The organism is Kushneria sinocarnis (genome assembly GCF_003633775.1).
In the GTDB taxonomy this organism is placed as follows: Bacteria; Pseudomonadota; Gammaproteobacteria; order Pseudomonadales; family Halomonadaceae; genus Kushneria; species Kushneria sinocarnis.
This window is the reverse complement of sequence record NZ_RBIN01000001.1, coordinates 305,644-320,527: the sequence shown is the minus strand read 5'-3', so window position 1 is coordinate 320,527 and position 14,884 is coordinate 305,644. Positions and strand designations below refer to the sequence as shown.

Annotated in this window: 12 protein-coding genes; 4 read left to right on the top strand and 8 right to left on the bottom strand. The window is 68.4% G+C overall.

Annotated features, from left to right (window positions below):
• Positions 1–40: 40 nt before the first annotated feature.
• The 7 genes from C7446_RS01470 to C7446_RS01440 all read right to left on the bottom strand — a co-directional run bounded on the left by C7446_RS01470 (position 41) and on the right by C7446_RS01440 (position 7,607).
• Positions 41–1,324 (bottom strand): ABC transporter substrate-binding protein, encoded by a 1,284-nt coding sequence (locus tag C7446_RS01470; protein WP_170149966.1) that lies wholly within the window; start codon positions 1,322–1,324, stop codon positions 41–43.
• A 362-nt stretch (positions 1,325–1,686) separates the two neighbouring features.
• Positions 1,687–2,814 (bottom strand): metal ABC transporter permease, encoded by a 1,128-nt coding sequence (locus C7446_RS01465; protein WP_121170588.1) that lies wholly within the window; start codon positions 2,812–2,814, stop codon positions 1,687–1,689.
• A complete protein-coding gene (locus C7446_RS01460; RefSeq protein ID WP_121170586.1) occupies positions 2,814–3,932 on the bottom strand; it encodes a metal ABC transporter permease in 1,119 nt (372 codons plus the stop codon). The genes C7446_RS01465 and C7446_RS01460 overlap by 1 nt, the downstream gene beginning before the upstream one ends.
• Positions 3,929–4,732, bottom strand: coding sequence for a metal ABC transporter ATP-binding protein (locus C7446_RS01455; RefSeq protein WP_121170584.1), 804 nt, complete (start codon positions 4,730–4,732; stop codon positions 3,929–3,931). Before C7446_RS01455 ends, C7446_RS01460 begins: the two co-directional genes overlap by 4 nt.
• Positions 4,732–5,718 (bottom strand): metal ABC transporter solute-binding protein, Zn/Mn family, encoded by a 987-nt coding sequence (locus C7446_RS01450; RefSeq protein ID WP_121170582.1) that lies wholly within the window; start codon positions 5,716–5,718, stop codon positions 4,732–4,734. The genes C7446_RS01455 and C7446_RS01450 overlap by 1 nt, the downstream gene beginning before the upstream one ends.
• A 189-nt stretch (positions 5,719–5,907) precedes the next feature.
• Complete coding sequence (locus C7446_RS01445) at positions 5,908–6,813, bottom strand: alpha/beta hydrolase (RefSeq protein WP_121170580.1); 906 nt, start codon at positions 6,811–6,813, stop codon at positions 5,908–5,910.
• A 98-nt stretch (positions 6,814–6,911) separates the two neighbouring features.
• Positions 6,912–7,607, bottom strand: a complete 696-nt coding sequence (locus C7446_RS01440; RefSeq protein ID WP_121170578.1) for a DUF2780 domain-containing protein — start codon at positions 7,605–7,607, stop codon at positions 6,912–6,914.
• 175 nt (positions 7,608–7,782) lie between these two features.
• On the opposite strand from C7446_RS01440, the gene C7446_RS01435 reads away from it, so the two are divergent.
• On the top strand, positions 7,783–8,967 hold the full coding sequence (locus C7446_RS01435; RefSeq protein ID WP_121170576.1) for an MFS transporter: 1,185 nt from the start codon (positions 7,783–7,785) through the stop codon (positions 8,965–8,967).
• Positions 8,968–8,972: 5 nt separating this feature from the next.
• Here the strand turns inward: C7446_RS01435 and C7446_RS01430 are convergent, their stop codons facing one another.
• Complete coding sequence (locus tag C7446_RS01430) at positions 8,973–9,977, bottom strand: 2-hydroxyacid dehydrogenase (RefSeq protein WP_121170574.1); 1,005 nt, start codon at positions 9,975–9,977, stop codon at positions 8,973–8,975.
• A gap of 171 nt (positions 9,978–10,148) precedes the next feature.
• Here C7446_RS01430 and C7446_RS01425 point away from each other — a divergent pair, with 171 nt between their 5' ends.
• From C7446_RS01425 to C7446_RS01415, 3 genes are all read left to right on the top strand, one after another.
• Positions 10,149–11,879: an MFS transporter gene (locus C7446_RS01425; RefSeq protein ID WP_121170572.1), complete on the top strand. Its 1,731-nt coding sequence runs from the start codon at positions 10,149–10,151 to the stop codon at positions 11,877–11,879.
• 62 nt (positions 11,880–11,941) lie between these two features.
• Complete coding sequence (locus C7446_RS01420; RefSeq protein ID WP_211327818.1) at positions 11,942–13,960, top strand: RecQ family ATP-dependent DNA helicase; 2,019 nt, start codon at positions 11,942–11,944, stop codon at positions 13,958–13,960.
• Positions 13,953–14,879, top strand: a complete 927-nt coding sequence (locus C7446_RS01415; RefSeq protein ID WP_121170570.1) for a histone deacetylase family protein — start codon at positions 13,953–13,955, stop codon at positions 14,877–14,879. The genes C7446_RS01420 and C7446_RS01415 overlap by 8 nt, the downstream gene beginning before the upstream one ends.
• The last annotated feature ends 5 nt before the right edge of the window (positions 14,880–14,884 follow it).

The window sequence follows — 14,884 nt, the reverse complement described above, 5'->3', positions numbered from 1 at the left end:
ATTGAACAGTGAGGCCCCGGCAGCCCGGGGCCCGGACGCATCAGGACTGCGCGCCCTGCACTGCCATCGCCAGCTGCTCGGCAGCCGTATCACTGGGCATGCTGCTGTTGACGAAGGAAGAGACGATGTCGAATACCGCGTTCTTGACCGAGGCCTGAGCGGCATAACCGTGGGCCATGCTGCCCATCAGGGTATTGTGGTCGGCTGCGGCCTTGACCTGCTGATAGCCCTTCGCGGCGCAGGCATCGAGCTGGTCGGCGGCGAGATCCATGCGCGCCGGCACCGAGCCCTTGGCCTGGCTGAAGGCGATCTGGAACTCGGGCGAGGCAATGGCGCGCGCCATGGTGCTCTGCAGTTCACGCTGCTGCTCGTTGTCGGTCTGGAACATGATCATCAGATCGCTGTTGAAGGTGACCGCCTCCTGGGTGCCCGGCGTGCGGAAGCACATGAAATCCTGGCCCGGCTGAAGATCACCGTTGATGAACTCGCCCTTCGCCCAGTCGCCCATGATCTGATAGAGCGCCTTGCCGTTGATCACCATGGCGGTGGCCAGGTTCCAGTCGCGCCCCGGCGAGTTGTCATCCTTGTACTGCAGCAGCTCGCGCATGCGATCGAACGCCTGCACCATGGTGTCCGAGTTCAGCGCCGACTCGTCCAGCTCAATGAAGGCCTGTCGATAGAAGTCCGCCCCGCCGGTCGCCAGCACCACGTTCTCGAACACGGTGGCGTCCTGCCACGGCTGACCGCCGTAGGCCAGACCGAGATAGCCGGCCTCCTGCGCCTTTTGCATCGAGGCGATGAAGTCATCCCAGCTTTCGGGCTGCTCGATGCCCAGCTCGTCCATCAGCGACTTGTTGGCCCACACCCAGTTGGTGGAGTGGACTTCGAACGGCGCGCCGATCCAGTGCCCCTCGTGCTGGGCAAAGTTCTTGATTGCCGCCGGGAACACCTCGCCCCAGCTCTGTGACTGGGCCACGTCATCGAGATAGGTCAGCGCCCCGCGCTGCGCCCAGTCGCGGGCATCGAAGCCCAGCACCTGGGCGGCCGTTGGCGGGTTGCCGGAGGTAACCCGCGAGCGCAGCACCGCCATGGCATTGGTGCCCGCGCCGCCGGCCACCGGCATGTTCTTCCAGCCGATGCCCTGCTCGGCCAGATCACTCTTGAGCACGCCCAGTGCCTGGGCCTCGCTGCCCGAGGTCCACCAGTTGAGCACCTCGACCTGCTTGTCACCCTGCTGATCGCCGGCCCACGACGATGCCGGCATGGCCAGCGCGAGCGGCAGCAGCGTACAACCGATTCCACCGATAAGACGTCTTGCAATCATGGCGTGCATTCCCTGTGATCTGATCCGATCAGGCCCGAATCAGTTTGTTCTGAATGGAAAGCCTGTGGCTTGTTGACCTTTGTTCAGGCTTCTGCCGAATATTGCGCAGTGCCGGTCGGCCCACAATTCAACCAAGGGCGAAGGCAGCGGATAAGCACAGCAGGGAATGGGGGGGGCGGCGGGCACGGGCGCCCGGCGGGGACGACTGTTGGTGCTGCTCGTGGCGCGATATCACGCCATGAGCCAGCGCCTGCCGACATCTGTCATTAAAAAAGCAACGGACCCGGCAACCGTTGCAGCAGCGTTTCGCGCCCGCTCCGGGCTGCTCGCCCTCCGGCGCGCGACGCATGCCGGCGTCCCGGTCACTCCCGCCCCGGCGCCAGGATCTCCCGCGCCATCGCCCGACCGGTGGCGGTCAGCTGCAGAAGTTCGCCGTGGCGCTCGATGTAGCCCTCGTCGAGCCCCTTCAGAATCGCCTGCTGCGCCCGCTCGGAGGGCCACAGCAGATGCTCGCGCAGTGCCCGGGCGACATTCTCCTCGCCCTGCTCGGGAGTGCCCTCGTGGTTGTAGAGATGCACCGCCAGCGTGCGGCTCTCGTTGAGCCGGCGCTGCCGGCGACGCTCGTGCGCCTGTGCCACCAGCCCATGGCGCGGCCCGAACAGGAAGGCCAGCAGCAGGCAGACCCCGGTCATCACCGCCATCATGCTGCCGATGGAGACGTCCCAGAGGATCGCCAGGCCGTAGCCGGCCAGGCTCGCGCCGATCGACACCGCCACGCCGATCGCCAGCATCAGCGTCAGCCGGTCGGTGAGCAGATAGGCAGTGGCGGGGATGACGATCACGAAGGCCACGAACAAAATCGCCCCCACCGCATCGAAGGCTGCCACCGCGGTGCCGCTGGTGAGCAGCAGCGCATGAAACAGCACGCCCGGCGCCAGGCCCAGCGCCCGGGCCAGCGCCGCATCGAAGGTGGCGAGCTTCAGCTCCTTGAACAGCAGCCCCACGAACAGCGCATTGAGCAGCGTCATCGCGCCCATCGACAGCAGCGCGCGGGGCACCTCGTAACCGCCCAGCGAGACGGTATCCAGCCACACGAAGCCGATCTCGCCGAGCAGCACGGTATGGGTGTCGACGTGGATATTGCCGGCATGGAGATTGAGCAGCAGCACGCCGATCGAGAACAGCAGCGGAAATACCAGCCCGATCGCGGCATCCTGCCGGACCCGCTTCGAGTTGATCAGAAGCTCGGTGAGCACCACCGTCAGAAGACCGGTCAGCGCCGCACCGATGAGCTGCAGCGGGCCGCTCTGCTGATGCGTCAGCAGCCAGACGATGACGATGCCGAAGACGATCGAGTGGCTGATCGCATCCGCCAGCATGCTGGTCCCCCGCAGCACCAGGAAGGTGCCCACCAGGGTGGCGGCGATGCCGACCAGCGCCCCGACGGTGACGATCATGACACCGGGATTGTCGAGCAGCGCGGCCAGCATCAGGTCGCCCTCCCTTCCAGCTGCGCCAGAATGCGCGCCGCTGCCTCGTGACCTTCGGCCGTCAGCATCCAGTGGCGATCGTGGCACCCGACCAGTCCACGCTGTTCGAGCTGCCGCACGACGCGGCGCGTGCGGGGATCGCAGTCATCATCCGCAAGCTTTCGGCCGCTGCCCCGGCGGGGCTCGCCATGCCACGACGCCTGCCGATACAGCCGGGTCAGCAACTGCTGCTGACGCAGCCGGCGGCGCTGACGCAGGCGGAATGCCGCCTCCCACAGCAGGCCCCGGCGCGGGGCCAGCAGCAGCGAGACCAGCACGAACCCGGAGACACAGATGATGATCAGAGGGCCGGTGGCCAGCCCCCGTCCGAGCGTACTGATCAGCGCGCCGCTGACCCCGGCCGCCATGCCGAACAGCGCCGCCAGCGGCACCATCACCTCCAGCCGCGGGCTCCACTGGCGCGCCGCCACTGCCGGCGCGATCACCATCGCCGCCATCAGGACCACGCCCACCATCTGCAGACCGACCACCACCGCCAGCGCAATCATCACGGTGAGCACGACCTCCAGCAGCAGCACCGGCAGCCCCTGTGCCCGGGCAAAGCCGGGATCGAAGCAGATCAGCTTGAACTCCTTCCACAGCCCCAGCACCAGTATCAGCGCCAGCGCCGTGATCCCGGCCATGAGCAGCAGATCGCTGCGCAGGGTGGCCGCCGCCTGGCCGAACAGGAAGGCATTCAGCCCCCCCTGGGCGGCATTGTTCATGCCCTGAATAAAGGTCAGCAGGACCACCCCGAGGGCAAAGCTGGTACTCAGCACGATCCCCAGTGCCGCATCGGTCTTGAGCCGGCTGTAGCGGGTCAGCAGCACCACCATCAGTGCCGCCACCGCGCCGGTGCCCAGCGCCCCCGCCATGAGGCTGCCCATCTCCCGCGACCCGGCCATGATGAACCCGAGACAGACGCCCGGCAGCGCGGCATGCGAGAGGGTATCGCCGAGCAGACTCTGCCGGCGCAGCATCGCGAAGCTGCCCAGCACCCCGCTGATGGCGCCGAGCAGCAGCGCGCCCATGACCACGTTCTGCAGGGTGTAGTCGCCGAGCATCGCCGCCGCGCTCATGATGCGCCCGACGCTCGCGCCGCGGGTCCGGCCGGAGCGGTAATCGACGTATCGCCATCCAGCAGGGCGATCTGACCGCCGTAGGTGCGGCGCAGGTTTTCGGCAGTCCAGACCTGCTCGACCGGCCCCTGGGCCACCACGCGCACATTGAGCATCAGCAGCCAGTCGAACCAGCAGCGTACCGTCTGCAGATCGTGGTGGACCACGATCACGGTCCGGCCCTCGTCGCGCAGGCGCTGCAGCAGCTCGACGATGGCGCGTTCGGTGGTGGCATCCACGCCCGCCATCGGCTCATCGAGCAGGTAGATGTCGGCCTGCTGCACCAGCGCCCGGGCGAGGAAGACACGCTGCTGCTGACCGCCGGAGAGCTGGCTGATCTGGCGGCCGGCAAAATCCTGCATGCCCACCATCGCCAGCGCCTCCATGGCGCGGCGGCGTTCGCGGCGCCCCGGCCAGCGCAGCCAGCCGAGCTGGCCATAGAGCCCCATGGTGACCACATCCAGCGCGGTGGTGGGAAAATCCCAGTCGACGCTGGAGCGCTGCGGCACATAGCCCACCCGCTTGCGCTGCGCCCGGTAGGGACGGCCGAACAGCGTCACGTGACCGGCCATCGGCGGGATCAGCCCCAGCACGCTCTTGATCAGCGTGCTCTTGCCGGCGCCGTTGGGGCCGACGATCGCCGCCATCACGCCGGGCGGAATATCGAAGTCGATATCCCACAGCACCGGCTTGCCGTGATAGCTGACGGTCAGGTCCTCGACATGCAGTGCCAGCCCGGGTTCGTGGAGCCTGTTCGACATCACTCTCCCTCCTGTTCGCTGGCGGGCAGCCACCGGCGTGCCCACCCCTCGAGCGCCGCGGGCAGCGCCGGCACCTCGCCTCCCAGGGCGCTCACGATGCGTGTGGTATTGGCATGGAGCATGCCGATATAGGTGCCGCCCGGGGTGCCGGCCTCGCCCATCGCATCGGAGTAGAGCTCGCCGCCGATGCCGACCTCGTGCCCCTGCTGGCGGACGGCATTGATGACGGCCTGCACCGTGCGCGGATTGATGGTGCTCTCGATGAAGAGCGCTGGCACGTTCCACTCGCTGACGATGCGCGCCATGCGGCGAATGTCGGCCACACCGGTTTCGGTCTCGGTACTGATGCCCTGGATGCCGACCACCTCGATGGCGTAGGCGCGGCCGTAGTAACCGAAGGCATCATGGGCGGTGACCAGAATGCGCTGGCGTGCGGGAATGGTTGCGATACTCGCGCTGATCCAGCCATCCAGCGCCTGGAGCTCGCGGCGGTACGCCGCGCCGTTGGCCCGGAAGGTCCCGGCGCACCCGGGGCGCTGCTCGCTGAAGTGCGTCACCAGCGTCGGTACGATGTTCGACCAGAGCCCCACATCCATCCACAGGTGCGGGTCGACGCCATAGCGATCCTGCACCGTGATCAGCCGCTCGCGGGCAATCGACTCGGGCGCCACCGCCAGCGTCGGCTTCATGCGCCCGAAGCGCGTCAGCACCTCGCCCAGCCGGCCCTCCAGCGAATAGCCGGCATGGAGGATCGTGTCCGCCTGACGGAAGGTGCGCACATCCCCGGCACTCGCCTGATAGAGATGCGGATCGACGCCCGGCCCCATCAGGGTGGTGACCTCGACACACTCGCCGCCCACCCGTTCGGCGATATCACCGATCATGCCGATGGTGGCAACCACCCTGAGCGGCGGCGAGGGCGCCTCGGCGCGGGCAGTGCTGGCCAGCATCAGTCCGGCCAGCAGCAGGAAGACAGCGGCACGCATTTTCACCCCGGTTAACTGAGATTAACATGGTTATATCAATAGCACCGGGCAGCAACGCTGTGAACCATCGTTAAGCATGGGCACAGCTCATGCGGGCATCGGATGCCCTGCAGAATCACGGCATCAGCCGGGCGGGCGATCGGGGGAAAGCAGGATGAGGGGGTCGGTCGCGGCGCCGCCGGGGCCCGTTCAGGGCCACCAGCGGCGGATCGCCTCGGCCACGTCGGCGGGATACTCCTCGTGCACCAGCAGCCGGCCGTGCGGCAGCCGGTGGGTCTCGACGCCCTCCAGCGTCGCCAGCGCCTCCATGTTCTCGCCCGACCGGCGCGGCATGTGGGGCGTGGTCATCATCAGGGTGCGTGAAGTGATACCGCGCATCGCCGCCAGCGCGGCATCCCGGGTGCGAAAGGCGTCCAGCGCGCCGGTCACGAAGCGGATCGAGGCGTGACGGGCACCGGGCGAGGCCGGCACCCGCCGCTTGATCGCCATGCGCTCGGCATTCAGATAGCGCGGCGTCTCATAGACGTGCTCATCGGCCATCCGGTGAATGCACCACTCGCGGGTATTGAGCCAGTAGAGGGTGCGTCCGAAGGGTTGATCGAACCAGCGCCGCAGGCGCGCAAACCAGGGCCGGTAGTCGCCCCGGGTCATGGTCGGCAGCGGCCCGCGCCAGGTCGGCGCGACTAGGATCAGGCGCTCGACGGCGCCGGGATGATCGCGCAGATAGCGCATCATCAGCCCCCCGGCATGGCCCGCTGCGACCACCCCGGCCGGGCGTGGATCGATTGCCGTGAACAAATGATCGACGAACGCCAGCAGCGTCTCGACACTCCAGTCGATGAAGGGTCGCGGGCGATCGCCGAAGCCCGGCCAGTCGATGGCAACGGTGGTGAAGCGATCGGCCAGCGCCGCCTGAAGGGCTGCGAACTCGGCGCGGGTGGAGATGGTGGAGAGCGCCGGCAGCATCAGCAGGGTCGGCCCGCTGCCCTGGCGGGTCAGGCCGACATCGAGCTGCCGGCCCTGCCACTGCCAGCTCAGGGTCTCGGTAACGGGGGCGGCAGGGGTGGTCTCGGCAGGAGTCGCGGCAGTGGTCATGACGGCAGTCCGGCAGGCCGATGAAAGGCTTCAGCCTACCCTGGCCCGCCCCTGCCGGTCGATGCCGACCGGCAGGAGCCCGGCCGTCGCGTCCGGATCTAGCCGCTGCCCGGCAGGGAGGTGCCCCAGATGCCGGCCAGCTGACCCAGCAGGCTGCTGCCCACGCCCTGGCCGCTGAAGTACTGCAGCATGGTCGGCGCGAACCGGCTTGCCACCGAGGAGTCGATACCCAGCGCACTGAAGGCCGCCCCGGTCAGCGAGCCGCTACCGGCCTCGTTACCGCCCCCGCCGAGCCCGGAAAGGGTCGACAGCAGCGATCCCGAGCCGCCGGAGGCCGAGGTCGCCGCGCGGGCACTGGAGAGCAGGCCGTCGATGCCCGGCGCCTGATTGCTCAGCTGATTGAACTGATCGCTGCCGAGCTGATTCTTCGCCGAGGCCAGCAGGGCCGCCGAGCCGCCGATGGCCTGCTGACGGGTCACGCCCAGCTGGCTGGTCAGGGTCGAGATCAGCTCCGAGGCCTGGTCGAGATTGTTCGGTGTGGTCCCCGCAACCGTGGCCTGCTGCCGGTTCGACAGCGACTGATCGGCCTGGCGACTGCCGAAGGCATCCAGCACCTGCTGCGACAGACCGCTGCCGCTGGAATCGCGCGCAGTCGAGCGGGCCTGCTGCTGATTCGACGACGGCTGGTCGAGCGCCTGCATGGCGTTGCCGACATCGTTGAGCGTAAAGGCCATCGTCGGCGTAGTGCCCAGCGCAGTGAGCGCGGTCGCGACTGCTACAATCCGCTTTTTCATCGAACCTCCGGTTGCGCGTGTTGAAGCTGCATGCACAGCGTGTCGGACAGTGCCACGCCGCCCCGGTTCCTGCAGTTACCAACGGTATCCGGCGCCTCGGTTTCGCTTTGCGCCGGGTCAAGCCGCTCACAATCTACCAGGCTGGGCCCACCGTTCATCGCTCTTCGAGGTTCCCATGTCCGACCGGCCCGGCCGCCTCTCCTTCTGCCTGGTCACCTTCGCGTTTCTGGTGACCATGCTGGGGACCAGCCTGCCCACCCCGCTCTATCCCCTCTATCAGGCGCGGATGGGCTTTTCGCAGATCATGATCACGGTGATCTTTGCCGCCTATGCCGTGGGGGTGATCGCCGCGCTGATCGGCTTCGGCAGCTGGTCGGATCAGCTGGGCCGCAAGCGGCTGCTGCTGGGCGGGCTGGTTCTGGCCCTGATCAGCGATGTCATCTTTTTGTTCAGCGCGAGCCTGACGCCGCTGCTGATCGCCCGGCTGTTCTCGGGACTCTCGGCCGGCATCTTCACCGGCACCGCCACGGTGGCAATCATCGAGCAGGCGCCACCACAGTGGCAGCGCAATGCCACGCTGGTGGCCACCGCCACCAATGTGCTGGGGCTGGGGCTGGGACCGCTGGTGGGCGGCGTGCTCGCCCAGTACGCCGGCTGGCCGCTGACCCTGCCCTATCTGCTGCATCTGCTTTTGTCGCTGGTCGCCATGGCGGGGGTCGCCCGGGCGCCGGAAACCGTCACGCCACCCGAACGGGTCCGCCTGCACCGCCAGCGCCTGTCGGTCCCCGAAGAGGTGCGCGGCGTATTTATCCCTGCCGGCATCGCCGGCTTTGCCGGTACCGCCGTGCTGGGACTGTTTACCGCCGCCGCCCCCTCGTTCGTGCAGCAGATCCTGAAAATCGACAATCTCGCCATGATCGGCGTGGTGGTGATCACGCTCTTCATCGCTTCGGCCATCGGCCAGGCGCTGCTGAGCCGGATTCCGGAAGCCATGCGACTGACCGGCGGCTGTCTGGTGCTGGCGCTGGGCGTGCTGCTGGTGGGCGGCAGTATCGGCCTGGCCTCGCTCTGGCTGATGCTGCTGGGCGCCACCGTCTCCGGGCTGGGCCAGGGGATCACGCTGCGGGCCGGGCTGGGAGAAGTGGTGGCCCACTCACCACAGCAGCGCAGGAGCGAGGTCACCTCGACCTACTTCGTGATCATCTACATCGCCATCTCGCTGCCGGTGGTGGGGCTGGGCGTCACCTCGGCGCTGATCGGGCTGACCGCCGCAGGCATCGCCTTCGCCCTCATCGTCGCGGCACTGGCGCTGACCGCACGGGGGCTGCTGATTCGGCGCCAGCGCCGCGATGAAGCCTGATGCCGTCACGCCCGGTCGCCGGGCCGGACCAGCGCATTGGCGCAGTCATGGCCCTGGCTCAGCGCCAGCAGATTGTCGCGGGTGGTGCGGGCGATCTCGTCCAGCGCCTCCTCGGTGAAAAAGCCCTGATGGCCGGTCATCAGCACGTTGGGGAACATCGCCAGCCGAGCGAACATGTCATCGTTGATGATCTCCTGAGAGTGGTCGCGAAAGAACAGCTCGCTCTCCTGCTCGTAGACATCGATCGCCAGCGCCCCCAGCCGGTGGGTGCGCAGCGCCTCGATCACCGCGCGGGTATCGATCAGCCCGCCGCGTGAGGTATTCACCAGCATCGCGCCGGGCTTCATGCGGGCCAGCGTGGCGGCATTGATCAGGTGGTGGGTGGCATCCGCCAGCGGACAGTGCAGCGAGACGATGTCGGCGCGGGCCAGCAGGGTATCGAAGTCGACCAGCTCGCCGACCGCCTCGAACGCCGGTGCCGGAGCGGGATCGTAGCCGAGTACCCGGCAGCCCATGCCGGCGAATATCCGCGCCGTGGCCAGCCCGATCCGGCCGGTGCCCACCACCCCCACGGTGCGCCCGTGCAGGGTGACACCCAGCAGGCCATCGAGGTTGAAGTTGCCTTCGCGCACCCGGTTGAAGGCGCGGTGGGTATGGCGGTTGAGGGTCATCACCAGCGCCAGGGTGTGCTCGGCCACCGCCTGCGGCGAATAGCCCGGCACCCGCGCCACGGCCAGCCCGAGGCGGCGGGCGGCGTCGAGATCGACCTGGTTGTAGCCGGCACAGCGCAGCACCACGATCTGCACCCCGAAGCCATGCAGCGCTTCCAGCACCGGCGCGTCGAGCACATCGTTGACGAACACGCAGACCGCCCGGGCATGCTCGGCGAGCGCCACGGTCTGCAGCGACAGCGCCACCGGGTGATAGACCGGCTCGAAGGGCGTCTCGGCCAGCGCCGCATCCAGAAAGCGCTGATCGAAGGACTGGGCACTGAAGACCGTGACACGCATGGCTGACTCCAACGGGTAAGTAGCCTTCAGCCTGCCATGACGCACGAGGCGCCGGAAGCGACGGATTGTCACCGCCCCGGCCGCCGGGCGGCAGTGCCCGCCGTCTTGCTTTCCCGGCGCGGCCGCTGTAGTAGTACAGGTTGCCGGTTTTCATGGTTTTCGGATGGTCTCATGCTGCAGCCTGTTTCCCGCCAGAGCGATCTGACCGTCGAGTCGGCTACCCCACCGCCCCGCCCGGCCGATGTGGGAACCTTCACGCCGCTGACCATTCCCGCCTTTCGCGCCATCTGGATCGCCAACCTGTTCGCCAATCTGGGCGTCTGGGCGCAGTCGGTCGCCGCCGCCTGGGTGGTCACCGCTGCGCACGGCAGTGCGCTGCAGGTGGCGATGATCCAGGTCGTCACCGCCCTGCCGCTGGTGCTGCTGGCGATCGTCACCGGCGTGGTGGCCGACAACTACGATCGCCGGCGCATCATGCTGTTCGGGATGTCGATCGAGATCCTCGGCGGGCTGGGGCTGACCGCACTGGCCTTTCTCGGCTGGCTGGCCCCGAACCTGCTGCTGGTCGCCATCCTCTGCGTGTCGATCGGTGCGGCGATCACCTCGCCGGCGTGGCAGGCGGCCGTCAGCGAGCAGGTGCCGCGCAACCTGGTCAGCAGCGCGGTGCTGCTCAACAGCGTCAACTTCAACGCCGCGCGCGCCGTCGGCCCGGCACTGGGCGGTGCGCTGCTGGCGCTGGTACAGCCGGCGTGGATCTTCCTGCTCAACTGCCTCTGCTTCGCTGGCCTGCTGTGGACGCTGTGGCGCTGGCACCGGGCGGTACCGGAGAAAAGCCTGCCGCCGGAGCGGATCGTCGAGGGCATCAAGGCGGCGCTGCACTTTACCCAGTACTCCAGCGTCACCCGACTGATCATGCTGCGCTCGTTCATCTTCGGGCTCTCGGCCAGCGCCATCTGGGCGCTGCTGCCGCTGCTGGCGCACCAGCATCCGAACGGCAGTGCCTTGCTCTACGGCTACCTGCTGGGCGCACTGGGGCTGGGCGCCATCGCCGGCAGCACCCTGGTTACCCGTGCCCGCCGGGCCCTCGGCAGCAGCCGGCTGATCAGCCTCGCGGCCCTGCTGCTCGGCGGCGTGATGGTGACCCTGGGCAGCGTCGAGACACTCTGGGTACTGCTGCCGGTGCTGGTGGTCGGCGGCAGCTGCTGGATCGCGGCGGTGGCCTCCTACAACGCCTCGGTGCAGGTGCTGGTGCCGGACTGGGTCAAGGCGCGGGCCCTGGCGCTCTATCAGACTGCGCTCTACGCCGGCCTGAGTCTGGGCTCCCTGCTGTGGGGGCAGCTGGCGGACGGCCTCACCGTCCCGGGCACGCTGCTGATCGCCGGGCTGGCCCTGGCCGGCTCGGCGCTGCTGGCGCTGCCTTCGCGCCTGCCCGAGCTCAATGCCGATGAGCTGACCGGGGCGCCGGCGCCCTTTACCGCGCGCCCCGGGTTTGCCTTCAACCCCCGGCGCGGCTCGGTGATGGTGACCATCGAGTACCGCATTCCCGGCGAGGCCACCCGCGAATTCGCCCGCGCGGTGCGGCCCCTGCGCCGGCTGCGGCTGCGCAACGGCGCCCGGCGCTGGTCGCTCTATCGCGACATCGCGGATCGCGAGCTCTGGCAGGAGGTCTTCCTGGTGCCCAACTGGCTGCAGCATCTGCGCATGCTCGACCGGCTGACGGTCGCCGATCGCGCCATCATCGAGCGCGTCATGACCCTGCACGCCGGCGGCGAGCCTCCGCGGGTGCGCCATGGCGTCAGCTATCGTTCGGCACGCCAGGCCACCGAGGCCCCGGCACTGGCGCCGGGCGATCCGGTACTCCAGGCCTCCCCGCAGCGCGACCGGGACGATCCCGGCGCCTGACAGGACACCCGGCAAGGGATTACGCTGGCGCGATACCATTGCCACCCTGTCGGACCGCCACCATGTCATCCTCTCCCGCCGCCAGCCCCGAACTGCACCACACGCTCAAGCGCGTCTTCGGCTTCGATGACTTTCGCGGCGGCCAGCAGGCCGTGGTCGAGCGGGTGGTCGGCGGGCGTTCGACGGCGGCGATCTTCGCCACCGGCGCCGGCAAGTCGCTCTGCTATCAGCTGCCGGCGCTGCACCTGCCCCACCTGACGCTGGTGGTCTCGCCGCTGCTGGCGCTGATGCAGGACCAGCTGGCGTTTCTCGAGCGCCACGGCGTGGCGGCGGCCACCATCGACTCCACCCTGACACGCGATGAGGTGCGCGAGGTCATGCAACGCGCCCGCTCGGGCGAGCTGAAAATCCTGATGGTGTCGGTGGAGCGGCTGCGCAACGAGCGCTTTCGCCGCTTTCTCGAACAGGTAGCCATCTCGCTGCTGGTGATCGACGAGGCGCACTGCATCTCCGAGTGGGGGCACAACTTCCGCCCCGACTATCTGCGTCTGCCGGATTATCAGCGCGAATTCGGCATCCCCCAGGCGCTGCTGCTGACCGCCACCGCCACGCCGGCGGTCATCCGGGACATGCAGGAGCGTTTTGCCATCGCCTCCGACGACGTGGTGACGACCGGCTTTTACCGCCGCAATCTCGAACTGCTGGTCGAGCCGGTGGCCGGCGACGAGCGGCCGGACGCCCTCGCCCGCTGGCTCGCCCCCCGCCAGCCGCCGGGGGCGGAAGAGCCCACCATCATCTATGTCACCCTGCAGCAGACCGCCGAAACACTCGCCCGCCGGCTGACGCAGCAGGGGCTGCGGGTGCGTGCCTATCACGCCGGGCTCGACGGCGAGACCCGCGACGCCCTCCAGCAGCAGTTCATGAGCGGCGAGGTGCCCTGCATCGTCGCCACCATCGCCTTCGGCATGGGTATCGACAAGCGCGACATCCGCAACGTGGTGCACTTCGATCTGCCCAAGTCGATCGAGAACTACAGTCAGGAGATCGGCCGCGCCGGCCGCGATGGTGCCCCGTCGCGCTGTCTGGTGCTGGCCGGGCGCGATGCGCTCGGCGTGCTGGAGAACTTCGTCTACGGCGATACCCCGGAGCCCGAGGGCATCCGGCAGGTGCTCGAGGCGATCCGGCAGGCCGGACAAAGCGAGACGCGTCAGTGGCCGGTGGTGCTCAACACGCTCTCGCGGGAGAGCAACATCCGGCCGCTGCCGCTCAAGACGCTGCTGGTACAGCTGGAGATGCGCGGACTGATCACGCCGCAGCTGGCCTATCTGGCCGAGTACCGGCTGCAGTATCTGATCGACCCCGGCGAGCTGATCGCCCGTTTCGAAGGCGAGCGCGCGCGCTTCGTGGCCCTGCTGGTGGAAGAGATTCCGGTGGCACGGCGCTGGGGCACGGTGGATTTCGAGCGCCTCTACCGGGCCGGACAGCAGGCCGGCATCGACGCCTCGCGCGCACGGGTGATCAGCGCGCTGGAGTACTTCCAGCAGCAGGGCTGGCTGCTGCTGGAGGGCAAGCGTCTGACCGATGTGTTCGAGGTGCAGGCACCCGATTTCGATATCGAGGCCCGGACCGCGGCGCTGAGCGAGCACTTTCAGGCGAAGGAGCGCGCCGAGATCGAGCGGCTGAACGCCATGGTCGCGCTGCTGGAGAGCGAGTACTGCCTGACGCGGCGGCTGACCGAGTACTTCGGTGATGACTACTTCGCCCGCGCCGATACAGCGGATCGCTGCGGCCACTGCTCGGTCTGCCACGGCCGGGTCGCCCGCCTGCCGGCACCGGCGCCCCGGCCGGCGCTGACGCCGGCGGACTTCGACCACCTCGCCCGCCCCTTCATCGAGCGCCACCGCGAGCAGTTCGCCACCGCCCCCGGGGTGATGCGCATCACGCGCTTTCTCTGCGGGCTGTCGATGCCGATCTTCACGCCGCTGAAGGCCCGCCAGCTGACCGGGTTTGCCCGGCTCGAGCAGTATCCCTACGGCGATGTTTACCGCTGGGTCGCCCGGCAGTCGGCCGAACATGACTGAGCCCCGCCTGCCGCTGATTCATCACCCCGGCTACAGCTTCGAGTGGCCGGCGCGCCATCCCTTCCCGATGGCCAAGTTCCGCGCCCTGCGTGCGCGCCTGGGCGAGCTCGGCTTCGATGACGACCCCGCCATCGAGTGGCTCACGCCGCAACCGGCCAGCGATCGCCAGCTGCTGCGGGTGCATACCCCGGCCTATCTGCAGACCTTCCATCTCGGCGATGCCGATCCGCTCGCCCGCAAGCGCAGCGGCTTCCCCTGGTCGCCCGCGCTGGTACGGCGCACCCTGCTGGAAGTCGGCGGCACGCTCGCCACGCTGGAGGCGGCGCTGCGCACCGGGCTGGCCTGCAATACCGCCGGCGGCACCCACCACGCCTATCCCGATGCCGCCAGCGGCTACTGTCTGCTCAACGATCTGGCGGTGACCGCCTGCGAGGCCATGGCGGTCCACGGTCTGCGGAAGATCCTGATCATCGACTGCGATGTCCACCAGGGCGATGGCACCGCCTGGACCTTCCGCCACGATCCCAGGGTGTTCACCTTCTCCATCCACGGCGAGCGCAACTTCCCCTTTACCAAGCGCGAGAGCGATCTTGACGTGGCACTGCCGCGGGGCACCGCTGATGACGACTATCTGGCGGTGCTCGAGCGCCACGTGCCGGCGCTGCTCGAACGACTGCAGCCGGAACTGGTGCTGTATGACGCCGGTGCCGACGTGCATGCCGGCGACCGGCTGGGGCACTTCGAGCTCAGCCATGACGGCCTGACCCGGCGCGATGCGTTCGTGCTCGGGCAGTGTCGGGCAGCGGGCATCCCGACCGCCGCGGTCATCGGCGGCGGCTACGACCGTGACCTGGCCGCACTGGCCGATCGCCACGCCCGGCTGCACTGCGTGGCGCGCGAACCGTGGCGGCAGCGCTGAATCTG

Excerpts from the sequence above, each read along its gene's own strand:
- C7446_RS01470 (WP_170149966.1), bottom strand. The coding sequence starts at position 1,324 with ATGATTGCAAGACGTCTTATCGGTGGAATCGGTTGTACGCTGCTGCCG.
- C7446_RS01465 (WP_121170588.1), bottom strand. The coding sequence starts at position 2,814 with ATGCTGGCCGCGCTGCTCGACAATCCCGGTGTCATGATCGTCACCGTC.
- C7446_RS01460 (WP_121170586.1), bottom strand. The coding sequence starts at position 3,932 with ATGAGCGCGGCGGCGATGCTCGGCGACTACACCCTGCAGAACGTGGTC.
- C7446_RS01455 (WP_121170584.1), bottom strand. The coding sequence starts at position 4,732 with ATGTCGAACAGGCTCCACGAACCCGGGCTGGCACTGCATGTCGAGGAC.
- C7446_RS01450 (WP_121170582.1), bottom strand. The coding sequence starts at position 5,718 with ATGCGTGCCGCTGTCTTCCTGCTGCTGGCCGGACTGATGCTGGCCAGC.
- C7446_RS01445 (WP_121170580.1), bottom strand. The coding sequence starts at position 6,813 with ATGACCACTGCCGCGACTCCTGCCGAGACCACCCCTGCCGCCCCCGTT.
- C7446_RS01440 (WP_121170578.1), bottom strand. The coding sequence starts at position 7,607 with ATGAAAAAGCGGATTGTAGCAGTCGCGACCGCGCTCACTGCGCTGGGC.
- C7446_RS01435 (WP_121170576.1), top strand. The coding sequence starts at position 7,783 with ATGTCCGACCGGCCCGGCCGCCTCTCCTTCTGCCTGGTCACCTTCGCG.
- C7446_RS01430 (WP_121170574.1), bottom strand. The coding sequence starts at position 9,977 with ATGCGTGTCACGGTCTTCAGTGCCCAGTCCTTCGATCAGCGCTTTCTG.
- C7446_RS01425 (WP_121170572.1), top strand. The coding sequence starts at position 10,149 with ATGCTGCAGCCTGTTTCCCGCCAGAGCGATCTGACCGTCGAGTCGGCT.
- C7446_RS01420 (WP_211327818.1), top strand. The coding sequence starts at position 11,942 with ATGTCATCCTCTCCCGCCGCCAGCCCCGAACTGCACCACACGCTCAAG.
- C7446_RS01415 (WP_121170570.1), top strand. The coding sequence starts at position 13,953 with ATGACTGAGCCCCGCCTGCCGCTGATTCATCACCCCGGCTACAGCTTC.